This is a genomic window from Luteimonas flava (assembly GCF_036584485.1).
Classification (GTDB): Bacteria; Pseudomonadota; Gammaproteobacteria; order Xanthomonadales; family Xanthomonadaceae; genus Luteimonas; species Luteimonas flava.
Genome location: NZ_JAZHBM010000003.1, coordinates 1,033,261 through 1,055,717 on the forward strand (window position 1 = coordinate 1,033,261; position 22,457 = coordinate 1,055,717).

The 22,457-nt window shown below is 69.5% G+C and carries 24 protein-coding genes; 9 read left to right on the forward strand and 15 right to left on the reverse strand.

Features of this window, described 5'->3' with window-relative positions:
* Window positions 1–100: 100 nt before the first annotated feature.
* The 3 genes from V3391_RS17080 to V3391_RS17090 are packed head-to-tail and all read right to left on the reverse strand — an operon-like array spanning window position 101 to window position 2,210.
* Window positions 101–1,012: a histone deacetylase family protein gene (locus V3391_RS17080; RefSeq protein WP_332079730.1), complete on the reverse strand. Its 912-nt coding sequence runs from the start codon at window positions 1,010–1,012 to the stop codon at window positions 101–103.
* Between the two features lie 45 nt (window positions 1,013–1,057).
* Window positions 1,058–1,609 (reverse strand): cob(I)yrinic acid a,c-diamide adenosyltransferase, encoded by a 552-nt coding sequence (locus V3391_RS17085; RefSeq protein WP_332079622.1) that lies wholly within the window; start codon window positions 1,607–1,609, stop codon window positions 1,058–1,060.
* Window positions 1,610–1,619: 10 nt separating this feature from the next.
* On the reverse strand, window positions 1,620–2,210 hold the full coding sequence (locus V3391_RS17090; protein ID WP_332079623.1) for a hypothetical protein: 591 nt from the start codon (window positions 2,208–2,210) through the stop codon (window positions 1,620–1,622).
* Between the two features lie 89 nt (window positions 2,211–2,299).
* Between V3391_RS17090 and ubiH the strand changes: the two genes are divergently transcribed.
* The 3 genes from ubiH (at window position 2,300) to V3391_RS17105 (ending at window position 4,997) form a co-directional block, all read left to right on the forward strand.
* Entirely contained in the window at window positions 2,300–3,523 is a 1,224-nt protein-coding gene (ubiH, locus tag V3391_RS17095; protein ID WP_332079624.1) for a 2-octaprenyl-6-methoxyphenyl hydroxylase, read from the forward strand.
* Entirely contained in the window at window positions 3,520–4,698 is a 1,179-nt protein-coding gene (locus tag V3391_RS17100; protein WP_332079625.1) for an FAD-dependent oxidoreductase, read from the forward strand. The genes ubiH and V3391_RS17100 overlap by 4 nt, the downstream gene beginning before the upstream one ends.
* Window positions 4,699–4,760: 62 nt before the next feature.
* A complete protein-coding gene (locus tag V3391_RS17105) occupies window positions 4,761–4,997 on the forward strand; it encodes a hypothetical protein (RefSeq protein WP_332079626.1) in 237 nt (78 codons plus the stop codon).
* 10 nt (window positions 4,998–5,007) lie between these two features.
* Here the strand turns inward: V3391_RS17105 and V3391_RS17110 are convergent, their stop codons facing one another.
* The 7 genes from V3391_RS17110 to V3391_RS17140 all read right to left on the reverse strand — a co-directional run bounded on the left by V3391_RS17110 (window position 5,008) and on the right by V3391_RS17140 (window position 11,022).
* Entirely contained in the window at window positions 5,008–5,943 is a 936-nt protein-coding gene (locus V3391_RS17110) for a DUF808 domain-containing protein (RefSeq protein ID WP_332079627.1), read from the reverse strand.
* A 57-nt stretch (window positions 5,944–6,000) separates the two neighbouring features.
* The gene (locus tag V3391_RS17115; RefSeq protein ID WP_332079628.1) at window positions 6,001–6,342 is read right to left on the reverse strand and encodes a hypothetical protein; all 342 of its coding nucleotides are present in this window, start codon (window positions 6,340–6,342) and stop codon (window positions 6,001–6,003) included.
* Window positions 6,343–6,362: 20 nt separating this feature from the next.
* A complete protein-coding gene (gene rlmM, locus V3391_RS17120; protein WP_332079732.1) occupies window positions 6,363–7,412 on the reverse strand; it encodes a 23S rRNA (cytidine(2498)-2'-O)-methyltransferase RlmM in 1,050 nt (349 codons plus the stop codon).
* A 76-nt stretch (window positions 7,413–7,488) separates the two neighbouring features.
* On the reverse strand, window positions 7,489–8,049 hold the full coding sequence (locus tag V3391_RS17125) for a nucleoside deaminase (RefSeq protein WP_332079629.1): 561 nt from the start codon (window positions 8,047–8,049) through the stop codon (window positions 7,489–7,491).
* Window positions 8,050–8,076: 27 nt separating this feature from the next.
* On the reverse strand, window positions 8,077–8,526 hold the full coding sequence (locus V3391_RS17130) for a hypothetical protein (RefSeq protein ID WP_332079630.1): 450 nt from the start codon (window positions 8,524–8,526) through the stop codon (window positions 8,077–8,079).
* The gene (locus V3391_RS17135) at window positions 8,477–9,130 is read right to left on the reverse strand and encodes a hypothetical protein (RefSeq protein ID WP_332079631.1); all 654 of its coding nucleotides are present in this window, start codon (window positions 9,128–9,130) and stop codon (window positions 8,477–8,479) included. Before V3391_RS17135 ends, V3391_RS17130 begins: the two co-directional genes overlap by 50 nt.
* 128 nt (window positions 9,131–9,258) lie before the next feature.
* Window positions 9,259–11,022, reverse strand: a complete 1,764-nt coding sequence (locus V3391_RS17140) for a glutamine--tRNA ligase/YqeY domain fusion protein (protein ID WP_332079632.1) — start codon at window positions 11,020–11,022, stop codon at window positions 9,259–9,261.
* A 263-nt stretch (window positions 11,023–11,285) separates the two neighbouring features.
* On the opposite strand from V3391_RS17140, the gene V3391_RS17145 reads away from it, so the two are divergent.
* The 3 genes from V3391_RS17145 to msrA all read left to right on the forward strand — a co-directional run bounded on the left by V3391_RS17145 (window position 11,286) and on the right by msrA (window position 15,142).
* A complete protein-coding gene (locus V3391_RS17145; RefSeq protein ID WP_332079633.1) occupies window positions 11,286–13,421 on the forward strand; it encodes a sensor domain-containing diguanylate cyclase in 2,136 nt (711 codons plus the stop codon).
* A gap of 68 nt (window positions 13,422–13,489) precedes the next feature.
* On the forward strand, window positions 13,490–14,419 hold the full coding sequence (locus V3391_RS17150) for a DMT family transporter (protein ID WP_332079634.1): 930 nt from the start codon (window positions 13,490–13,492) through the stop codon (window positions 14,417–14,419).
* Window positions 14,420–14,491: 72 nt separating this feature from the next.
* Window positions 14,492–15,142 (forward strand): peptide-methionine (S)-S-oxide reductase MsrA, encoded by a 651-nt coding sequence (gene msrA / locus V3391_RS17155; RefSeq protein WP_332079635.1) that lies wholly within the window; start codon window positions 14,492–14,494, stop codon window positions 15,140–15,142.
* Window positions 15,143–15,193: 51 nt separating this feature from the next.
* Here the strand turns inward: msrA and rnk are convergent, their stop codons facing one another.
* The 5 genes from rnk to V3391_RS17180 form a co-directional block, all read right to left on the reverse strand.
* Window positions 15,194–15,616, reverse strand: coding sequence for a nucleoside diphosphate kinase regulator (gene rnk / locus V3391_RS17160; protein ID WP_332079636.1), 423 nt, complete (start codon window positions 15,614–15,616; stop codon window positions 15,194–15,196).
* A 105-nt stretch (window positions 15,617–15,721) separates the two neighbouring features.
* A complete protein-coding gene (locus tag V3391_RS17165; RefSeq protein WP_159679993.1) occupies window positions 15,722–16,633 on the reverse strand; it encodes a LysR substrate-binding domain-containing protein in 912 nt (303 codons plus the stop codon).
* 73 nt (window positions 16,634–16,706) lie between these two features.
* Entirely contained in the window at window positions 16,707–18,290 is a 1,584-nt protein-coding gene (gene ahpF, locus V3391_RS17170) for an alkyl hydroperoxide reductase subunit F (RefSeq protein WP_332079637.1), read from the reverse strand.
* Window positions 18,291–18,486: 196 nt separating this feature from the next.
* On the reverse strand, window positions 18,487–19,050 hold the full coding sequence (gene ahpC, locus V3391_RS17175) for an alkyl hydroperoxide reductase subunit C (protein WP_232134417.1): 564 nt from the start codon (window positions 19,048–19,050) through the stop codon (window positions 18,487–18,489).
* Window positions 19,051–19,396: 346 nt separating this feature from the next.
* Window positions 19,397–20,248 carry an alpha/beta hydrolase gene (locus V3391_RS17180; RefSeq protein ID WP_332079638.1) on the reverse strand — a complete coding sequence of 284 codons (852 nt, stop codon included), beginning with the start codon at window positions 20,246–20,248 and terminating at the stop codon, window positions 19,397–19,399.
* Between the two features lie 60 nt (window positions 20,249–20,308).
* Here V3391_RS17180 and prmC point away from each other — a divergent pair, with 60 nt between their 5' ends.
* The 3 genes from prmC to V3391_RS17195 all read left to right on the forward strand — a co-directional run bounded on the left by prmC (window position 20,309) and on the right by V3391_RS17195 (window position 22,448).
* Window positions 20,309–21,160 (forward strand): peptide chain release factor N(5)-glutamine methyltransferase, encoded by an 852-nt coding sequence (prmC, locus tag V3391_RS17185; protein ID WP_332079639.1) that lies wholly within the window; start codon window positions 20,309–20,311, stop codon window positions 21,158–21,160.
* A gap of 35 nt (window positions 21,161–21,195) precedes the next feature.
* Entirely contained in the window at window positions 21,196–22,137 is a 942-nt protein-coding gene (gene pip / locus V3391_RS17190) for a prolyl aminopeptidase (protein WP_332079640.1), read from the forward strand.
* Between the two features lie 83 nt (window positions 22,138–22,220).
* A complete protein-coding gene (locus tag V3391_RS17195) occupies window positions 22,221–22,448 on the forward strand; it encodes an alkylphosphonate utilization protein (RefSeq protein ID WP_425497288.1) in 228 nt (75 codons plus the stop codon).
* Window positions 22,449–22,457 lie beyond the last annotated feature (9 nt).

The window sequence follows — 22,457 nt, forward strand, 5'->3', positions numbered from 1 at the left end:
ATGACCGATCCACCGGGCAGCGGCAATGCGGTCCGAAGACATCCTGTTCACCTGCGATATCGGCGATTCCGGGCCGGCTGCGGTGCCGGCTGAAGCGAGGTCAGCCGGCGAGTGCGCGCAGGTGGGCGACGCTGCTTTCGCGCAGCGCCTGGAGGTCGTAGCCGCCTTCGAGCATCGAGACGATCCGGCCCTCGCAGTGCCGCTCGGCGATGGCGACGAGTTCGCCGGTCAGCCAGCCGAAATCCTCGGCGTCGAGCTGCAGCTGGGCCAGCGGATCGCGCCAGTGGGCGTCGAAGCCGGCCGAGATCATCAGCAGCTGCGGCGCGAAGGCGTCGATCTCGGGCAGCAGCCGTTCGCGCCAGGCCTCGCAGAAGCGCCGGCTGCCGGTGCCGGCGGTCAGCGGCAGGTTGACGATGTTGCCGACCCCGCGCTCGTCGCGTCGCCCGGTGTCGGGGAACAGCGGCATCTGGTGCGAGCTGACGTACTGCACGCGCGGTTCGGCCTCGAAGATCGCCTGGGTGCCGTTGCCGTGGTGCACGTCGAAATCGACGATCGAGATCCGGGTCAGGCCGTAACGGTCCAGCGCATGCGCGGCGGCCACGGCGATGTTGTTGAACAGGCAGAAACCCATCGCGATGTCGCCGGTGGCGTGGTGGCCCGGCGGGCGCACGGCGCAGAACACGCGGCGCTCCGTGCCGCCCTGCACCGCATCCACCGCGGCGACGCCGGCGCCTGCCGCATGCAGCGCGGCCTGGGCCGAGCCGGGCGAGAGCACGGTGTCGCTGTCGAGCGGAATACGGCCGGTCGGCTGCGAATCGAGCACGGTCGCGAGCAGCGCGGCGTCGTGGACGCGCAGCAACTGGCCGCGGGTCGCGGGTGGCGCCTGGCGCAGGTCGAGATCGGGGAACGCGGCGCGCAGCGCTTCGATGACGGCGGCCAGGCGCTCGGGGCGTTCGGCATGGCCTGGACCGGTGTCGTGGTCCAGCAGACTCGGATGCGAAAACACCGGCACCCGCCGGGGGTCACCGCCGCCGAAGCCGACCGGATGGTGCATCGCTCAGCGCCGCCGCTCGTGGTGCCACAGCACCTCGCCGTGGCCGCTGGCGCGTGCCAGCACCCGGGCGAGCACGAACAGCAGGTCCGACAGTCGATTCAGATAGCGCACCGCCTGCGGGCGGACATCCTCGATCCTCGCCAGCGCCACCGATTCACGCTCGGCGCGGCGGACCACGGTGCGGGCGATGTGGCAGCGCGCCGCCGCTTCGCCGCCGCCGGGCAGGATGAAATCCTTCAGCGGCGGCAGATCGTCGTTGTAGTAGTCGAGCTGCTGTTCGAGGCGCTCGATATCGGCGTCCTCGATCGCGGCGTGGCCGGGAATGCACAGCTCGCCGCCGAGATCGAACAGCTGGTGCTGCACGGTCGTCAGCAGGCTGCGGATGTCCTCGGGAACGTCCGCGGCCAGCAACAGGCCGATCGTCGAGTTCGCCTCGTCGACGGTGCCATAGGCCGTCACGCGCAACGAATCCTTGCCGACCCGTGCGCCGTCGCCGAGACCGGTCGAGCCGTCATCGCCGGTGCGGGTGTAGATCTTCGAAAGACGGTTGCCCATCCGCGCGACGTCAGTCGGCGTGCAGCGGACGGGCGGCGGTTGCCGGCTTGGGCAGCACGCGCGTCAGCAGCACGTGGGCCATCGCAGCGATGCCGACGTACAAGGCGGCAGTGCGCATGTAGGGCAGCAGCCAGTCGCTGTAGTTCTTCCACCAGCCGGCCAATGTGGGATCGGCGACCGAAGCGCTGATCCAGTAGAAGCTGCCCTGCGCCAGCAGATGACAGACCGCGACCGACGCCACCAGCGCGACGACCAGCTGGCCGATCGCGACCGGCGCGGACGCCGACAGGTGGCGACGCAGCAGGCCACCGCCGGCCCACAGCGCGAAGTACGCCGGCACCAGGCACCAGTAGGCCGGCGACACGCAGTAGTGCTGCCAGAACGACAGGCCCTGGCTGGTGATGACGAACCAGTCCACCGCGACCGCGAGCACCATCAGCGCCGGAAACGCCCAGCGCTGCCAGCCCGCGAGATAGAAGCCACCGATGAAGAACACCGCCCACGAGGCATCGGGGATCGCGGCGAAGTGGTGCAGCCGGGTCGCGGCCATCAGCGCGGCCAGCAGGGCGAAGATCGTGGCGCGGCGGGCGGTGAGGGTCATCGGACAGCTCCGGTGCAACGTCGGGTCGAGCGCGCATTCTAGCGGAGCCGCAGCGCGGGGCGCAGAGGGCGGCGCGTATCATCGCGGTCATGGTCGAAACACATCCAGCACCGGTGCATCCGGTCCTCATCGTCGGCGGCGGTCTGGTCGGCGCCAGTCTCGCGATCGCCCTGGACCGCGCGGGGGTCGATGCCGCCCTGGTCGAGGCCACACCGCCGGCGTCGATGCCGGCGGTGTTCGACGAGCGCAACCTCAGCTTCGCCGAGGCGACGGTCAACGCGCTGACCGCGCTCGGCGTGCTGCAGAAGCTGCGCGCGCCGGGCGGGCCGATCCGCGAGATCCACGTCAGCCGCGCCGGCGATTTCGGCCGGGTGAAGCTGGCCGCGGCCGATTACGGACGCGACGCGTTCGGGCAGGTGGTCGTCGCACGCGATTTCGGCGAAGCGCTCGAAGCGCGTCTGGCGGAGCTGCCGCGGCTGGTGCGCTACCGGCCGGCGCGCTTCGCGGGGTTCGACGGCATCGAAGACGGTCATCGCGTGGTCCGTCTCAGCGGTGTGGACGGCGACATGCGGGTGCGGGCGCAACTGGTGGTCGGGGCCGACGGCGCCGACAGTGCGGTGCGCCGGGCGCTCGGGATCGACGCCGAGACCCACGATTACGCGCAGACCCTGTTCATCGCGCGCCTGCGCGCGGCGCGTGCGCCGGATGGCCGCGCCTTCGAGCGCCTGACCGACACCGGGCCGACCGCGCTGCTGCCGCGCAGCGACCGGCATTACGGCCTGGTCCATGGTGTTTCAAGCGAGGAAGCCGATGCGGTCGCCGCACTCGACGACGCGGCATTTCTCGCGCGCGTGCAGGCGGCGTTCGGCTGGCGCGCGGGTCGGTTCCTGTCGGTCGGTCCGCGCAGTCGGCATCCGGCCCGGCGCGTGGTCGCCGCACGCTGTATCGACACGCGGGCCGTGCTGGTCGGCAATGCAGCGCAGAGCCTGCATCCGATCGGCGCCCAGGGCTTCAACCTCGGTCTGCGCGATGCGCTCACGCTGGCCGAAGTCATCGCCGGCGCAGCCGATCCGGGCGCGCCCGGCCTGCTCGAACGTCACGTCGCGCGTCGCCAGGACGACCGCACGCGCACGCTGGCGTTCTCCGACGGGCTCGCCCGCGTGACCTCCAATCCCGCGCGCCTGCTGCGGCCGCTGCGCAGTCTCGGCCTGCTGGCCATCGATCGCGACTCCGCATTGCAGGCGATGCTCGCCGGCGGTGCGATGGGCTATCGCGGCGACGTGCCGGCGCTGTGCCGGGGAGTCGCCGCATGAGCCGCCGCGAGCGACGCGATGTCGTGATCGTCGGCGGTGGTGTGGTCGGCGCCGCGTGCGCGCTGGCGCTGGCCGCGCAGGATCTCGACGTGGTGCTGGTCGAGGCGCGCGCGCCCGCCGCGTGGTCGGCGGGGAGTCCGGATCTGCGCGTCTATGCCTTCGCGCACGACAGCGCCAGGCTGTTGCGTTCGGTCGGTGCCTGGGACGACATCCGCGCCACGCGCGCGCATCCCTACCGGCGCATGCAGGTCTGGGATGCAGGCGGTGGCAGCGAACTGGTGTTCGACGCCGACCAGCTCGGCATGCGCGAGCTCGGCTGGATCGTCGAACACGCTCTGTTGGTCGACCGGCTGTGGGCGCGGCTGGCAGCGGCCGGCGTCGACGTGCGTGCGCCGGCGCAGGTCGAAGCGCTGGAACAGGATGGCGACGGCGTGACCCTGCGCCTCGACGCGGGCAGCCGGATCGAGGCGCGTCTGGCGATCGCCGCCGACGGCGCGGCGTCGACGCTGCGCACGCTCGCCGGCATTGGCACCCGCGCGCACGACTATGCGCAGGCCGGCGTGGTCGGCTATGTCGACAGCACGGAACCGCATCGCGATACCGCGTGGCAGCGCTTCCTGCCGACCGGTCCGCTGGCGTTGCTGCCGGTCGGACAGGGCCGCAGCTCCATCGTCTGGACACTGCCCGCCGACGAAGCGACGCGCATGCGCGAGCTCGACGACGCGGCGTTCTCGGATGCACTGACGCGCGCGTCCGGCGGCCGGCTCGGCACGCTGACGCCGGTCTCGCCGCGCGCCGCGTTTCCGTTGCGACGGCAACTGGCAGATGCGCAGTTGCAGGGCCGTGTGCTGGTGATCGGCGACGCCGCGCACGTCGTGCATCCGCTGGCCGGGCAGGGCGTGAATCTAGGCCTGCGCGACGTGATCGGGCTGGCCGATAGCGTCGCCGACGCGCGTCGTCGCGGCGCGCGATGGGATGCGCCGCAGCGGCTCGCGCGCTGGGCGCGCGCGCGACGCAGCGAGAGCGCGGTCGCCGCGCACGCCTTCGAATCGATCAACCGCGCGTACTCGAATGAATCGCTTTTGCCTGTGCTGTTGCGCAGCCACGCGCTCGGCATTGCGCAGGCCGTGCCGCCGCTGCGCAACCTGTTGTGGAAGCGGGCGGCGGGACTTTGAGTCCGGCGTTCCGATCACTGGTCGCCGCGCTGCTGGCGTGCGCCGCTGCACCGACGTTCGCGATGACCCAGTGCCCGGTCGAATCGGTCAAGCCGGGCTGGTTCGTCGCGCTTGGTTACGGCGTGCTCGCGCTCGCCGCATGTATCGGACTTGCCGCGCCGGTGTTCACTTGGCGGCACATCCGTGCATTGCGACCGGGCGTGCGCGCGCTGTGGCTGCTGGGCGCCTGCGTGGTGATGCTGGGACTGTGGCTCGCCGGCCTGATGATCTGGCTCGGCGCCTTCGTCCTGCCCTGCTGAGCGCGCGCCGTCAGTGCGCGAGCGCGGGCTTGCCGCGCATGCGCCGGATCAGCGCGATGAGGCCCACCACGATGCCGCCGGCAACGATGCCGACCACCGCGTTGATCACCGTCGGCAGCATCGCGCCGAGCACCATGCCGACTTCCGGCAGCGCGCCGAGGCCGGTCGCCGCGTCGTCGATCCAGGTCTGCACGTCGTGCACGCCGTGGGTCAGGATGCCGCCGCCGACGAGGAACATCGCCGCGGTGCCGACGATCGCCAGCGTCTTCATCAGCCACGGCGCGACGCGCAGGATGCCGCGACCGATCGCCTGCGCCGCGCTGGACGCGCGCTTGCTCAGGTAGAGGCCGGCGTCGTCGAGTTTGACGATGCCCGCGACGAGACCGTAGACGCCGACCGTCATCAACGCCGAAATGCCGACCAGCACGCCGACCTGGGTCGCGAACGCGGCGCCGGCGACGGTGCCGAGGGTGATCGCGATGATCTCGGCCGACAGGATCAGATCGGTGCGCACCGCGCCGCGGATCTTGTCGCGTTCGAACACCACCGGATCGACATCCGTGCCTGCGAGCGCGGCAGTGCGGCCCGGCTTGGCGGCGTCGTCCTCGGCCTTGTGCAGCAGCTTGTGCAGCACCTTCTCGAAGCCTTCGTAGCAGAGGAACAGGCCGCCGGCCATCAGCAGCGGCGTGACCAGCCACGGCAGCCACGCGCTGATCGCGAGCGCGGCCGGCACGAGGATCAACTTGTTGCGCGCCGACCCTTTCGCGACCGCCCAGACCACCGGCAGTTCGCGATCGGCCGTGACGCCTGTGACCTGCTGCGCATTGAGGGCGAGGTCGTCGCCGAGCACGCCGGCGGACTTGCGCGCGGCCACCTTGGTCATCAGGGCCACGTCGTCGAGCACGGTGGCGATATCGTCGAGCAGGGTGAGCAGGCTGGACGCCATGCGGGTCGATCCGGTGGGAGGGCGCGCGCAGTATGCAGCCCGGATGTGGCGGTTGCGTCAGCGCGCGAGCGCCCAGGCGGCGAGGCCGAAGGCCAGCACCGCAACGGTGCAGGCGACCACCGCGAGGACCTGCGCGCGCAGCAGGCGCTGTTCGACGCGCGCCGCGCCCAGCTGCAGCACGTCGATGGTCTTCTGCATGTCCGCGGCGAGCTTCCCGATCGAGTCGGCGTTCTGGCTCGCGGCGTCCTGCAGCTCGGTGATCTGCGCGTCGAGTACGTCGTTGCGGCGCTGCTGCCCCAGATCGACCAGAGGCGGCGGCGTGCGGGTGAAGATCGGCCGCGCCAGCCGGACGATTTCCGGCAGGTACGGGGCGACGACGGTGATCCAGCCTGCTGCCATGGCGCGCTCCGGGGTTCGAATCAGTCGACGCTGGCGTAGACCGTGATCTCTTCGCGGTCGTGATAGAGCTGACGCGCGCGGATCACCAGGTTGTCGTGCTCGCCGGCGTTGTTGGCGAACAGGTCCAGCGCCAGCAGCGTTTCCTGCCAGCGCTTCTTCATCGGCAGCTTGAGGTTGAAGACCGCATTGCGGCACCAGCCTTCGCGGAACCAGGTCGCCATGCGCTCGGCGACCTTGCGCGGCTGCTCGACCATGTCGCAGACCATCCAGTCGACGGCGCCGACGGGCTGGTAGCGGAAGCCGTCGACGCGGTGATGGTCGACCAGGCCGGTGTCCATCAGATCGGCCTGCATCGGTCCGTTGTCGACCGCGACCACGCGCATGTGTTCGCGCGTCAGCACCCAGGTCCAGCCACCGGGCGCAGCGCCCAGATCGACCGCCCGCATGCCGGGCTTGATGCGGGCATTGCGCTCGCGTTCGGTCAGCAGCGCCATGAAGGCTTCTTCGAGCTTCAACGCCGAACGCGAGGGCGCATCGGCGTGCGTGCGCAGGCGCGGAATGCCCATGGCCCACGGCGCGCTGTCGCCCACCACGGACTGCGCGATGTAGGCGTGCGTGCCCGAGACGAAGAACACGTGCAGGCGCGGGAAGCGCGTCTCGTCCTTCTGGCTCAGGAAGCCGCGCTTGCGCAGCGCCGGACGCAGCGCGTTGCCGAAGCTGCGCGCGAGGCCGGCGAGCTGCTTGCCCTCGTCGGATTCGGGATGCTCGACCATCAGTTCGCCATGGCGGCCGCGGCCGGCGAGCACTTCGAAGATCGGCGTGATGCGGTCGGTCGGGTCGAGATCGCGCAGTTCGGCCAGCAGCATCAGCTTCTGGCGCGCGAAGATCAGTTCGCGGAACGGCAGTTCGCTGGTCAGCGACGGACCGTTGTCGGAATGGAACAGCACGTAGCCGTCGCCGCGCTTGGTCTGCGCGTAGCCCGCGACGTGCACGCCGGCCGCGCGCTCGGTGAGCTCGGCGGCGAGATCGGGTTCGAAGCCCGGGCGGCAGTAGCAGAGCAGGCCGCTGATCGCATGCAGGGGCGAGGTCGCGTCGTCGGCCGGTTCGGCCACGGCGTCGGCGTGATCGGTGTCGATGTCGCTCATGTCAGTACTTCGCCCCGTCGGTTTCGCCGTAGGTGCGCAGCACAGCGCGCGCGTCGTCGCGCAGCAGATCGCGCACGACTTCGATGCCGCGCTGGTTCAGCGCGCCGATCCAGTCTTCGGGCAGCGGGCCTTCGTCGAACGGCGTCAGCGCCTCGACGTCCTGCGAGCGTGCGCCGATCAGCAGCCGGTCGATGCCGGCCCAGACGGTCGCGCCGTAGCACATGCAGCAGGGCTGCGACGACGTCGCCAGCGTGACCGGGCCACCGCGCTCATTGAGGCGGGGCGTTTGCAGGCGCTGCTGCGCGAGCATGTAGGCCATGGTTTCGGCGTGCGCGACCGAGCAGGTATGCGGCATCACCCGGTTGACGCCGACGGCGATGATGCGGTCGTCGCCGCCGAACACGGCCGCGCCGAACGGGCCGCCGCTCTGCGCCTCGATGTTCATCCGTGAGAGATCGATCGCGAGCGCGACCTTGGCGTCATCGCCGACGTAGGCGCGCGACACGTCGACGTGTTCGTGCACCCACGCGGGCAGGGTCAGGTGGACCTGGGCATACAGCATTGGACTTTCCGGAAAAGAAGCGGGGGATCAGCGCAGCAGGCTGCCCGGCGCGGGCGCCTCGCAGCGCGAGTTGACGCAGGCGCAGGACTGGATCTCGACGAAGCCGCAGACCCCGGCGATGCCGCGGCGTGCGCAGTCGGCCTGCACCGCCTGCGGATCGACCTGCGCGTTCGCATTGACGCAGGCCGGCTGGTAGCCGCAGCAGCTGCCGACGTTCTTGACCGCGCAATCGCTGTCGACGCGGCAGCTGGTGTCGAGATCCGGCACGCCAGACGGCGCGACGGGCCGATCGATGACCGGCGCACCTGCGGGCGGCGCGGCCTCGGCGACCGGCGGTGCAGGCGCCGCACATGCCGCGAGCACCAGCAACAGCAGGCCGGGCAACAGGCGGAACGACAGGGCGCGCAGGCGGATCATGCCGGGGATGTTACCGCTCCAGCGCGTCCAGCGTGTCGAGCGCCCGCTGGAAGCGGACATGGTCGGGCGCATCCACGTCGGGGTGCTGCGACAGGTACGTCCGCAGCGCCATCCGATATTCGGCGATGAAGGCCGGATTGGTCGGGCTGGCGTCGTACTGGCGCCGTGCGCGCATCACGGCTTGCACGTCCTCGCGGCGCTGCAGGGCGCGGCCGTGTTCGGACGCGTCGGTCAGGATCACCACATTGCGTGCGAAGCCGGGCACGTACTTGACCTCGAATCGCTGGCCCAGCGGCGGAATCTCGATGGCGTTGCGCAGCGGATACAGCGTCGCCGACATGGTGTCGAACCCGAACGTCACGTCGCGTCCGTCTTCGGTGCGCAGCACGCCCTCGTACGTCCAGACGTAGTTCTCGTTGAGCTTGGAGCTGGTCTGGCGCGCGTCGATCAGTACGGCGGTGCCGCGCGTACCGACCGCGTTGAGAAATACGGCATTGATGAACTGCATGCAGAACATCGCGAACATCCACGCGAGGAAGGTGGCGATGCCCCAGCCTGCGTTGCGGCGCCAGATCGTCATACCGATGCCGAACGCCAGGTACACCGGAATCATCCAGAACGGATGCTGGTTCAGCAGATACAGCAGCATCGAGATCAACGTCATCGGCGAGGCGTCCTGTCCGTCGGTGCGGTGCGGCGTTGCGCGAGCGCGCGGAGCGTGGCCTGCGATCCGCAATGCACCCGAGCGACCTGTCGATCAGCCCGCACGGGATGCAGGGTGTTCCAGTGGCCTCAACCGCCGGCCTTGTCCGCCGCCCAGGTATCGCGCAGGGTCACACTGCGGTTGAACACCGGCCTGGCGGCCGTGTGGTCGACGCGGTCGGCGACGAAGTAGCCCAGGCGCTCGAACTGGAACGACTGCTCGGGCGCGGCCGATGCTGCGGCCGGCTCGACGTAGCCGGTCACGCTGCGCTTGGACTCGGGGTTCAGATGGTCGCGGTAGGTCTTGCCGGTCGACTCGTCGTCCGGCTTTTCGACCACGAACAGCCGGTCGTAAAGACGGACTTCGGCCTCGACCGCATGCGCGGCGCTGACCCAGTGGATCGTGCCCTTGATCTTGCGGTTGGCGCCTTCCATGCCCGGACGCGACTCGGGATCGAGCGTGCCGCGCAGTTCGACGATCGCGCCGCTCTCGTCCTTGATCACCTCGTCGCAGCGCACGATGCCGGCGCCGCGCAGGCGTACTTCGCCGCCCGGGACCAGCCGCTTCCAGCCCTTGGGCGGCACTTCGGCGAAGTCGTCGTGCTCGATCCACAGCTGGCGCGAGAACGGCACCTCGCGCACGCCCTGCGCCTCGTCCTTCGGGTGGTTGGGGAAGCTCAGCGTCTCGGCATGACCTTCGGGCAGGTTGGTGAGCACCAGCTTCAGCGGATTGACCACCGCCATGCGGCGCGGCGCGCGGGCGTCGAGATCGTCGCGCAGCGCGCCCTCGAGCACCGAGAAATCGATGACCGAGTTCTGCTTGCTGATGCCGACGCGGTCGACCAGCAGTCGCAGGCTCGCCGGCGTGTAGCCGCGGCGGCGCAGGCCCTGCAGCGTGTACATGCGCGGATCGTCCCAGCCGTCGACCAGGCCTTCGCCGACCAGCTGGGTGAGCTTGCGCTTGCTCATCACCGTGTAGTTGATGTTGAGGCGCGAGAACTCGATCTGGCGCGGCTTCGCGGCCACGACCGGCAGCCCGCGTTCGGTCAGCGACGCCAGCAGGTCCGGATTGCCGGCCAGGTCGACGCGGTCCACCACCCAGTCGTACAGCGGGCGGTGATCCTCGAACTCCAGCGTGCACAGCGAATGGGTGATGCCCTCGATCGAATCGCCCAGCGCGTGGGCGAAGTCGTACATCGGATAGATCGGCCAGGCGTCGCCGGTGTTCTGGTGGGCGACCTGCTTGATCCGGTACAGCGCCGGGTCGCGGAGGTTCATGTTGCCGCTGCCCATGTCGATCTTCGCGCGCAGGGTGCGCGTGCCGTCGGCGAACTCGCCCGCGCGCATGCGCGCGAACAGGTCGAGGTTCTCGTCGACGCTGCGGTCGCGGAACGGCGAGTTGCGGCCCGGCTCGACCAGCGTGCCGCGGTACTTGCGGATCTGCTCCGCGGTGAGATCGCAGACGAAGGCGTCGCCCTGTTCGATCAGCTTCCGGGCGGCGCGGTAATAGACGTCGAAGTAGTCCGAGGCGTGGCGCAGCTCGGCCCACTCGAAGCCCAGCCAGCGCACGTCGTCCTCGATCGCGCGGACGAACTCGAGATCTTCCTTCTCCGGGTTCGTGTCGTCGAAGCGCAGGTTGCAGCGGCCGTCGAACTCGGCGGCGATGCCGAAGTCGAGGCAGATCGCCTTGGCGTGACCGATGTGCAGGTAGCCGTTGGGCTCGGGCGGGAAGCGCGTGCGCACCGTGGGGTGCTTGCCGCTGGCCAGATCCTCGCGGACGATCTGCCGGATGAAGTCCTGGCGTGCCGGGACGGCGGGATCGGTCGGGGGAGCGGCGGATTCGGCGGAAGACATGGAGGCTCGGACGGCGGCTGCGGGAGAGCCGTGCAGTGTAGCGGACGGTCCACATGCGACGCGCCAGCGCCGGGCGTGACGGCGTGGTCGCGATTTCTGTGATGGGCTCCTGCCATAATTCCGTGACGACGGTACGGAAACCGTGGCACGCGAGTTGCGATGGAGCAGGGGACACCAAGGGGGCGGCGCATGCGCGATCCGGCGCATCGGGGCATCGGAGACATCCAGACACGACTGCGTGCGGTCGACGGGCGGGCTTACCGATGGAGGTAACCGCGTCGCGTGCGATGCCCGGCCACGGCTGGGTGCTGACGGCATGCCTGCTGCTCCTGATGGGCCTGTTCGCGGCGCTGGTGTCCGCCACCCAGCTGCGACCGGGCGAGACCCGCCCGATCGAGGTCGGGACGCCCTCCGATGGCGTGGTCGAGCTGCGCTTCGAACTGCCGGCCGAGGCGACGACGCGCTGGGCGCTGTGGTTCCCGCGCGAGCCGGTGAACCGGCTGCAGCTGGTCGCCGCCGATGGCTGGCGCAGCGAGGCGCTCGACTTCTTCAGTGTGGGCGCCGATGAGGGCATCCTGCCGGCCGGCTACGCGTTCCTGCTGCCGCGCAACGCGCAGGGTCCGATAGTGATCGAGGCCGAGATCGATGGCGGTCTGCACGGCAGCCTGCGCCCGGTGCTGGCCCAGGCGACCGACATCCGCCGGGTCGAACGCTCCGGCGTCGCGCTGGCAGGCGCCGTCTATGGCGGTCTGCTGACCCTGGCCGCACTTGCGCTCGCTCTGGCCTATGCCTCGCGTGACCGGCTGTTCATCGGTCTGTTCGGTTTCACCGTCGCGCTGGTGCTGCTGCTGCAGGCGATGAACGGTCATCTGTACGGGCTGCCGGGCGTGCGGTTCTTCGGCCTGTGGCAGCTGCAGGGCCTGTCGGCGCTGACGCTGGTGCACGCGGCCGCCGCGCTGTGGCTGATCGAGGCCTACACGATGCGCGGGCGCCGCTATCGCCATGCGCGCCTGGTGCGCGGCGTCGGTATCGGGCTGATCGCGCTGGCAGCGCTGTTCCTGCTCAATCTGCCGTGGCTGGCGCAGGTCTCCCAGGCGCTGAGCGCCGTCGGCTGGACACTCGCCGGCATCGCCGTCTTCGGCATGCTGGCCGACGCGGCGCGGCGCGGGGTCTCCATGGCCTGGGGGCTGACGGCGGCGACCGCATTGATGGTGCTGACCGGCGTGTGGGTCGCGCTGGCGCGGCACGGTCTGGCACCCGAGGGCCCGCTGCTGCATTACGGCTACCAGGGCGCCGCGGTGGCCTTCGCGCTGCTGCTCGCACTCGCGCTGACCCATCGCATCGGCGACTACCGCGACCAGCGCGACCAGGACCGGCTCGCCCGCCAGGACACCGAGCGCAAGATGCGCCGCGAGGCCGCGCGCGCCGATCTGTCGACCGCCCTGCAGACCCAGCTCAACGGACTCGATCCGGGCGAGATTCCGTGGCAGGGCTTCCGCCTGCTGATGGACCACCTGCTGCCGCTCGTGCCCACCCAGTCCTGCATCGCGGTGTTGCGCGGCTACCAGGGCCGCGACCATCTGCTGGTCGAGCCGTCGGATGCATTGCCGTCGGTCGAACACGAGGTCAACCGGCGCGGGCTGATCCTGCGCCGGCAGGCGACCGCCGGTCTGGCCCTGCAGCAGCCGGTGCGTCCGTCCGCGGGCGGACCGGTCGTGGCCATGGAAGCGCTGATTCCGTTCCAGGTGCGCGCACCGGGCTGGGGCGTGCTGTTGCTGCGCCGCGCCGGTGGTGAAGGCTTCACGACCGACGAGATGTCGGTGATCGGCGAACTCGCGCGTGTGGTGCAACTGCACGTCGACCAGGCTGCGGCCGCGGTCAAGCTGCGCCGTTCGGCGGAGATCGACGCGCTGACCGGCACGATGAACCGCCGCACGATCGATGTCTGGATCGAACGGACCTTCGCCGAGGCCGAACGCAGCGGCCGGCCGGTCTCGGTGCTGTTCATCGATCTCGACCACTTCAAGTCGGTCAACGACCGGTTCGGTCACGCCTGCGGCGACGAATGTCTGCGCGAAGTGTCGACCGCGCTGCGCAGCGTGCTGTCGGAGGCCGACATGTTCGGCCGCTACGGCGGCGAGGAATTCATCGCGGTGCTGCCGGGCCGCGATGGCGCCGAGGCACGCGCGGTCGGCGAGCGCATGCGCACCGCGGTCGAGAACTGCGAAGTGCGGCACGAAGGCCAGCGCGTGCGGCTGACGGTGAGCATCGGGATCGCCACGCGGCAGCGCGGCGAGGACGAGCCGGCCGCGGCGATCGCGCGCGCCGACAAGGCGCTGTACGCGGCCAAGCGCCAGGGCCGCAACTGCGTGCAGGTGGCGCCCGCCGTCTTCAGCTAAGGGCTGCCGCAGCTGAAGACCGCCGCGCGGCGCTGCTACGCTGCGCGTCCCCCACGCGAGGTCCTGCGATGCACGACACCCCGGCCGGTCGCGCCGCCCTCGCGTGGATGCTGACCGGCGCCGCGCTGATCGGCACCAACGGCCTGATGGTGCGTCTAGCCGGCACGCCGCCGACGGTCTCGGCCTTCTACCGGATGCTGTTCGCCGGCGTGCTGCTGGCGCTGTTCGTGCATCTGCGCCGCGACTGGCGTCCGCTGCCGCGGCGCATGTGGTGGCTGGCGCTGCTGCCGGCCACCGCGTTCGCCGCCGACCTGTGGCTGTGGCACCGGAGCATCCTGCTGATCGGCCCGGGCCTGGCGACGCTGCTGGCCAATGCGCAGGTCTTCTTCATGGCGCTGGCCGGCGTGCTGCTGTTCGGCGAGCGCGTCGGCCTGCGTTTCGTGGCCGGCATTGCGTTGGCGTTCTTCGGCCTGTGGCTGATGCTCGGCGCGGACTGGGCGACGCTGCCGGCCGATTACCGCTGGGGTGTGTGGCTCGGGCTTGCGACCGGGCTGTGCTACGCGGTCTACAACGTCGGTCTGCGTCACGTGCAGCGCGCCGGCAACATCGGCGCGTCGAGCGCAGCCGTTTCCGCACCGGTGGCCCAGGTGCTGGCGATGGTATCGCTGCTGTGCGCGGGACTGCTGGGGCTGGCCGGCGTCGCCGAACGCGTGTCGTTCGCGATTCCGACCTGGCAGGCGCTGGGCTGGTTGCTGCTGCTCGCCGCACTCGGCCATTGCCTGAGCTGGATCCTGATCTCGCGCGCGATGCAGCACCTGTCGGTCGCACTCGTCGGCCTGCTGCTGCTCGTGCAGCCGGTCTGCGCGTTCCTGCTCGACATCCTCGTCCTGCAGCGCGAGACCCTGCCGCGGGAATGGCTGGGTCTCGCGTTCACGCTGGCCGGCATCTTTCTCGCGAGCCTGAAGGGCCGCACACGGATCCCGCAGCAGCGGGGCTGACACCTTGGAAGCGGGCGCGGCCGCCCGCATCCAGAACGCACGGCAATCTGCCGCGCCCCCGGAGATATCGCGATGCTCGGAATCGGAGCCTGGAAACAGCGTCTGCCGCGGCCCCAAGATGCGCTGCCCGGTCGCGACACGCCGGTGACGCTGCGCAACGCGCATGCGGTGCACGGCCGCCCGCTGCAGGATGCGTTTGAAGGTCTGGAGCAGGTGCAGTTCGGCATGGGCTGCTTCTGGGGCGCAGAACGCAAGTTCTGGTCGCTGCCGGGTGTGGTCACGACCGCGGTCGGTTACGCCGGCGGGGTGACGCCGAACGCGACGTATCGCGAAGTGTGTTCCGGCCAGACCGGCCACGCCGAAGTGGTCCTCGTCGTCTACGACCCGGCGCAGGTCGCGTTCGAGACGCTGCTGCAGACCTTCTGGGAAAGCCACGATCCGACCCAGGGCATGCGCCAGGGCAACGACACCGGCACCCAGTACCGTTCCGCGATCTACTGCACGACGGCTGCGCAGGCCGCGCTGGCGCATCGCAGCCGCGACGCCTACGCGGCGAAGCTGCAGGCGGCGGGCTATCCGGACATCACCACCGAGATCCTCGATCAGGCGCCGCCGTTCTATTACGCCGAGAATGAGCACCAGCAGTACCTGCACAAGAATCCCGGCGGGTATTGCGGCATCGGCGGTACCGGCGTGGCCTGCCAGGTCGGCGTGCCGCTCTGAGTCGTTGCGGTACTCCGTGCGGCGCCCGGATTGGCGCCGCACGCAGTGCGATCAGTGATCCGCGGGCGCGACTTCCAATACGCGCAGCCGCAGGGTGCGACCGCCGCTGACCGGCCAGTCGATGCGCTGGTCGATCGTCAATCCCAGCAGGGCCGTGCCCACGGGCGCGAGGATCGACACGCGGCCGGCGTCCACGTCCGCTTCGTGCGGATAGACGAGGGTGAGGGTGTGTCGGGCGCCGGTGGCGTCGTCGATGCAGGTCACGCGTGCATGCATGCCGACGGTCGCGTCGGCGGGCGCATCGTCCGGCAGCATGTCAGCGCGATCGAGCTCGCGCTGCAGCGCCTCTGCGCCGGGGTGTTGCCTGTAGTTCGGTGAAGCGAGCAGCGCGTCGAGGCGCGCGAGGTCGTGACGGGTCAAACGGATCGACGGGGCGTCGGAGGGCGGCAGGCCGCTGGTGGAGTGCGATGACATCAGAGTTCCTCGGGTTGGAAGGGCGCTCGAACGACGCCCATGAGAAAGGCGACGCATTGCGCCGCCCGGGGTCCATTGTGCCGTGTCCCGCGTGCGCGGCGCGACTCAGGCCGCAGCGTGCTCGAACAACGCGGGCGGCAGATCGCGCAGCACGCCCGCCAGTTCCAGCAGGAACGCGTGCATGGCCGAGCTGCGGCGCCAGACCAGGGCGATGCGCCGGGTCGGGCGGGTGTCGCTGAAATCAAGCAGGCGCAGATGCGGCGACGGCGCCACCGGCGGCTTGGTCGCCAGCACCGGCAGCAGCGTCACGCCGACATTCGCGGCGACCATCTGCCGCAGCGTTTCCAGGCTGGTGGCGCGGAACTCGGCGTGCTCGCCGGCGCCCGACAGGCGACAGACATCGAGCGCCTGTTCGCGCATACAGTGGCCGTCCTCGAGCAGCAGCAGCTTCTGCGACGACAGCTCCTGCAGGCTCAGGCGTTCGCGTGCGGCCAGCGGGTGCTGGTCGGATACCGCGAGCAGGAACGGTTCCTCGAACAGGAACTCGGCATGCAGCGCGTCCTCGTCGACCGGCAACGCGAGGATCGCCGCATCCAGGCGCCCGTCGCGCAGCCGTGTCAGCAGCACGTCGCTCTTTTCTTCGACCAGCAGCAGTTCCAGCTGCGGAAACCGTGCGCGCAGCGGCGGCACCGCGTGCGGCAGCAGATACGGGCCCAGCGTCGGAAACAGGCCGAGGCGGATCGAACCCGCTTCGGGATCCATGCTGCGCCGGGCCAGCGCCTTCATCTGTTCGACGTCGCCGACGATGCGACGTGCGCGGTCGGCGACCTGCACGCCGATCGGCGTCAGCATGACCTTGCGCGGCGCGCGTTCGACGAGCGCGACGCCGAGTTCTTCTTCGAGCTTGCGGATTTGCGTCGACAGCGTCGGCTGGCTGACGAAACACGCGGCCGCGGCGCGGCCGAAATGCCGCTCGTCGGCGAGCGCGACCAGATAGCGCAGGTCGCGCAGGTTCACGCCGCGCGCTCCGCACACGTCCCGGATCGCACAGGCGATACCGGGACGCGCAGGGCGCGGGCCGCGCGCGGGATCACGCGGCTTCGGCCTCGGCCGTCTCGGCGACCGGCACGCGGATCAGGTGGTCGAACGCGCTGAGCGCAGCGGTCGCGCCCTGGCCCATCGCGATGACGATCTGCTTGTAGGGCACCGTCGTCGCATCGCCAGCGGCGAACACGCCGGGCACCGAGGTCTGTCCACGGTCGTCGACGATGATCTCGCCACGCGGCGACAACGCGACCACACCCTTGAGCCACTCGGTATTGGGCAGCAGGCCGATCTGCACGAACACACCCTCCAGTTCAACACGGTGGCTGTCACCGCCGACGCGGTCGCGGTAGACCAGCGCATTGACCTTCGCGCCGTCGCCGAGCACTTCGGTCGTCTGCGCGCTGGTCACGATGCGCACGTTCGGCAGGCTGCGCACCTTGCGCTGCAGAACTTCGTCGGCGCGCAGCTGCGCGTCGTATTCGATCAGGGTGACGTGGGCGACGATGCCGGCCAGATCGATCGCGGCTTCGACACCGGAATTGCCGCCGCCGATCACCGCCACGCGCTTGCCCTTGAACAGCGGCCCGTCGCAGTGCGGGCAATAGGCCACGCCCTTGTTGCGGTATTGGTCTTCGCCGGGCACGCCCATCTGCCGCCAGCGTGCACCGGTCGAGAGCACCACGGTGCGCGACTTCAGCGACGCGCCGTTCTCGAGCTTGATCTCGACCAGGCCGTCATCGCCGGCCGGCAGCAGCTGCGTGGCGCGCTGCAGGTCCATGACGTCGACGTCGTACTCGCGCACGTGCTGCTCGAGCGCGGTGGCCATCTTCGGCCCTTCGGTCTCCGTGACCGAGATGAAGTTCTCGATCGCCATCGTGTCCAGCACCTGGCCGCCGAACCGCTCCGACGCCACGCCGGTGCGGATGCCCTTGCGCGCGGCGTAGATCGCCGCCGCGGCGCCAGCCGGGCCACCGCCGACGACGAGCACGTCGAACGGCTTCTTCGCCGCGATCTTGGCCGCTTCGCGCTTGGCCGCGCCGGTGTCGAGCTTGGCGACGATCTGCTCCAGCGTCATGCGGCCCTGGTCGAACTTCTGGCCGTTGAGAAACACCGTCGGCACCGACATGATCTCGCGCGCCTCGACTTCCGCCTGGAACAGCGCGCCGTCGATCGCCACGTGGCGGATGCGCGGATTCAGCACGGCGGCGAGGTTCAGCGCCTGCACCACGTCCGGGCAGTTCTGGCACGACAGCGAGTAATAGGTCTCGAACAGGTAGTCGCCATCGAGCGCCGCGACCTGCTCGATCGTGTCTTGGGCCGCCTTCGACGGATGTCCGCCGACCTGCAGCAGCGCCAGCACCAGCGATGTGAACTCGTGCCCCATCGGCAGGCCGGCGAAGCGCACGTAGATGTCCGTGCCCGGCGAGGTCAGTGCGAACGAGGGCGTGCGTGCATCGGTGCCGGCGGTGTCGACGGTGATCTTCGCGCTCGCATCTTTGAGGTCTTCGAGCAGCGACAGCAGCTCGCGCGACTTCGCGCCGTCGTCGACCGAGGCGACGATGTGGATCGGGCGCACCGCGCGCTCCAGATAGGCCTTCAACTGCGCCTTGAGATCGGCTTCCAACATGGCAACGCTCCTGACGACGGGTGGGGGCGTCCGCGACGCACCGGCGAAGCGGGCATCGGAACCGGGGGAGAGGGGTGGACCGCAGCCGGCGGGGGAGGAGACCGGCTGCGGTCCACCCCCATCCGCGCTGGGCGGGATGGGGGTGGAGACGGCGCGATGGACTGCGCCGTCGGGTCGTTCGATCAGATCGAGGCGATCAGATCTTGCCGACGAGGTCGAGCGACGGGGCGATGGTCTTCTCGCCGTCCTTCCACTTGGCCGGGCAGACCTCGTTCGGGTTGGCGGCGACGTACTGGGCAGCCTTGAGCTTGCGCAGGGTCTCGCTGACGTCGCGGGCGATCGCGTTGTCGTGGATCTCGAGGGTCTTGATGACGCCGTCCGGGTTGATCACGAAGGTGCCGCGCAGGGCGAGGCCGGCTTCTTCGATATGCACGCCGAACGCGCGGGTCAGCTGATGGGTCGGATCGCCGACCAGCGGGAACTGCGCCTTGCCGACGGCCGGCGAGGTTTCGTGCCAGACCTTGTGCGAGAAATGCGTGTCGGTGGTGACGATGTAGACCTCAGCGCCCAGCTTCTGGAACTCGGCGTAGTTGTCGGCAGCGTCTTCGACTTCGGTCGGGCAATTGAAGGTGAAGGCGGCCGGCATGAAGATCAGGACCGACCACTTGCCCTTGAGGCTCTCGTTGCTGACTTCGATGAACTCGCCGTTTTGGAACGCGGTGGTCTTGAACGGCTGGACTTCGGTGTTGATGAGGGACATGCAAGCTCCTGGACGGGGGAAGGCGGGCGACTCGAAAATCGCGGCCGGCGGATCCGGCTGCGCATAGAGTAGGCAACGTCTATCGATATGGGAAATCGATTATAGGAATTCAATCGATAGTCTTTGGCTATCGATTTCGGTTCAGGAAAAAACCGTAGGAAACGGTTCCACAGGGGCTTGCAATCGCTGTTGCGCTGCAGCAATATCGGGTCAACAGGCGTCGCGCAGCGGTTTCACGCGTCGCCAGCAGCCCTCCGGGGCTGCGTACCGGATTCCGTGTCCGTACCTCCCTCCCACACGTCCACGGAATTTTTGAAGGCGGCCTCGGCCGCCTTCATTTTGTCTGTTATTCGGCTTCGGTCGGATCCAGACCGATGAACGTCCGGATCGCCGGCAGCACTTCGGGGGCGCGTTCCGGGTCGTAGAACGCCGCAGCGGTGACGAAGTGGTTGCCGCCCGAGATGATCTCCAGCGTCGAGGCCACGCCCTTGCGACGCAGCGCGAAGTCCAGCTTGCGGCTGTTGCCCACGTCGACCGTGCGGTCGCCGTCGCCGTGGATCAGCAGGAACGGCGGTTCGTCGCCATCCACGAAGCGCACGGCCATCGCCTCGGGCCACTGGCTGCGTGGGCCGAAGATCTCCTCGAGCTTGCCGCTGATGACGAAATCGTAGGGACCCGACAGGCCGATCACGCCCGCCAGATCCTTCGGCTTCAGATCGACCGCGGCCAGGTGTCGCGCATCCGTGCCCAGTAGCGCGGCGATCTGCGCGCCGGCCGAATGGCCTGCGATGAACACACGCTTCGGGTCGCCGCCGTATTCGGCCGCGTGATCGACGGTCCAGCGCACCGCGTGCGCGGCATCGCCCATGAAGGCCGGGAAGCCGGCCGCCGGCCAGGTGCGGTAGTCCGCGACCACCGCGACGACGCCGTTCTGCGCCAGGCGGCTGCCGACGAACCGGTACTGCGCGCGCGTGCCGTACTGCCAGGAGCCGCCATAGAAGAACAGCACGACCGGCGTATCGGGCGCGGCGTTCTGAGGGCGATAAATGTCGAGCGCGAGCCCGCGTGCGGTGTCGTAGACCGAGGTGGCATCCGGCTGCGTGCTGTCGCGATTGACGAAGCCGAAGAACGCGCTCTGACAGCCCGAGACCAGCAGGGCGAGCGTGGCGGCGACACAGGCGTGGATTGAACGGCGCATCGGTGATCTCCTCGAGGTGCGACACCATGCCCGGCCGGGGGCCGGCTACGATGTGAAGTCATGATTACGAACCCGAGTCCCGCGCTGGATGCATTGCTGCGCGACGCCGCCATCCGCATCGACGCGACCGACGCGCGCTGGCTGCTGGCCCATGCCGCCGGCCGCTCGCAGACCTGGCTGTTCGCGCATGCCCGCGACCCCGCGCCGGACGGCGTGGCCGCACGCTTCGAATCGCTGGTCGCGCGCCGCGCCGCAGGCGAGCCGGTCGCCTATCTCACCGGCGTGCGCGGCTTCTTCGGGCTGGATCTGGCGGTGACGCCCGCGACGCTGATTCCGCGGCCGGAAACCGAACTGCTGGTCGAACTGGCGCTGGCGCGGCTGCCTGCCGAACACGCGCGCGTCGTGGATCTCGGCACCGGGAGCGGCGCAGTCGCACTGGCGATCGCACGCAAACGATCCGACGCCGCGGTGCTGGCGACCGACGCAAGCAGTGAGGCGCTCGCGGTCGCACGCGCGAATGCGCAGGCGCTGGACGTGCCGAATGTGCGCTTCGCCCACGGCGACTGGTACGCGCCGCTGGACAGCGCGCGTTTCGACGTGATCGCCAGCAATCCGCCCTACATCGAAGACGCGGACCCGCACCTGTCGCAGGGCGATCTGCGCTTCGAACCGGCCTCGGCGCTGTCGTCCGGTGCCGATGGTCTGGACGCGATCCGTGTGCTCGCCGCGGGTGCGCCCGCGCACCTCGCGCCGGGCGGCTGGCTGCTGATCGAACACGGTCTTGCACAGGGCGCGGCGGTACGCGCGCTGTTCGAAAATGCGGGCCTCGTCGAGGTCGCGACCGAGCGCGATCTGGAGGCGCGGGATCGCGTGACGCTGGGCCGTGCGCCCGGGCTCCAAAGGGCCGGCTGATAGACTGGCGGCCGGTTTTTTCCGGATCCACGCGCATGCGCCAGCTCTATCCCGCCATCGAACCCTTCGACACCGGCACGCTCGCCGTCGACGACCGCCACACGCTCTATTACGAGCAGTGCGGCAATCCGAAGGGCAAGCCGGTGGTGCTGCTGCACGGCGGTCCGGGCGGCGGCTGCAGCCCGAAGATGCGCAGCTTCCACGATCCGGCCAAGTACCGGATCGTGCTGTTCGACCAGCGCGGCGCAGGGCGCTCGACGCCACATGCCGATCTCGTCGACAACAGCACCTGGGATCTGGTCGCCGACATCGAGAAGCTGCGCACGCATTTGGGTATCGACCGCTGGCAGGTGTTCGGCGGTTCCTGGGGTTCGACGCTGGCGCTGGCCTATGCGCAGACCCATCCGCGCCAGGTCACCGAACTGATCCTGCGCGGCATCTTCATGCTGCGCCGCTGGGAGCTGGAGTGGTTCTACCAGGAAGGCGCGTCGCGCCTGTTCCCGGAAGCCTGGCAGCAGTACATCGCCGCGATTCCGGAAGACGAACGCGGCGATCTGATCGCGGCATTCCACAAGCGCCTGACCAGCGACGACGAGGCCACGCGTCTGGCAGCCGCGCGTGCGTGGAGCGTGTGGGAAGGCGCGACCAGCTTCCTGCACATCGACGCCGATTTCGCCGACAGCCATGCCGACGCGCAGTTCGCGCTCGCGTTCGCGCGCATCGAGAACCACTACTTCACCAACGCGGGTTTCTTCGAGGTCGACGACCAGCTGCTGCGCGATGCCTATCGCATCGTCGACATTCCCGGCGTCATCGTCCATGGCCGTTACGACGTGGTCTGCCCGGTGCAGAACGCGTTCGACCTGCACCAGGTGTGGCCGAAGGCCGAACTCGTTGTCACGCCGACCTCGGGCCACTCCGCGTTCGAGGCCGAGAACGTCGACGCGCTGGTCCGCGCGACCGACCGTTTCGCCTGACGCGCGCGCCGCGGTCGATCCGCGGCGACGTCATACCAACCTATCGATGCGCGACGGCAGGTCCGTCGCGCAAGGAAATTCCGATGTCTGAAGAAGAACGCGTCGTCAAGGACAGCAACGGCGCCCGTCTCGCCGACGGTGATGCGGTCACGGTGATCAAGGATCTCAAGGTCAAGGGCACCAGCGTCACGCTCAAGCGCGGCACGCTGGCCAAGCACATCCGTCTGACCGACGACCCCGACCTGATCGAGTGCAATGTCGAGAAGGTGAAGGGCCTGGTGCTGCGGACGGAGTTCGTCAAGAAGGCTTGATACAAGGTC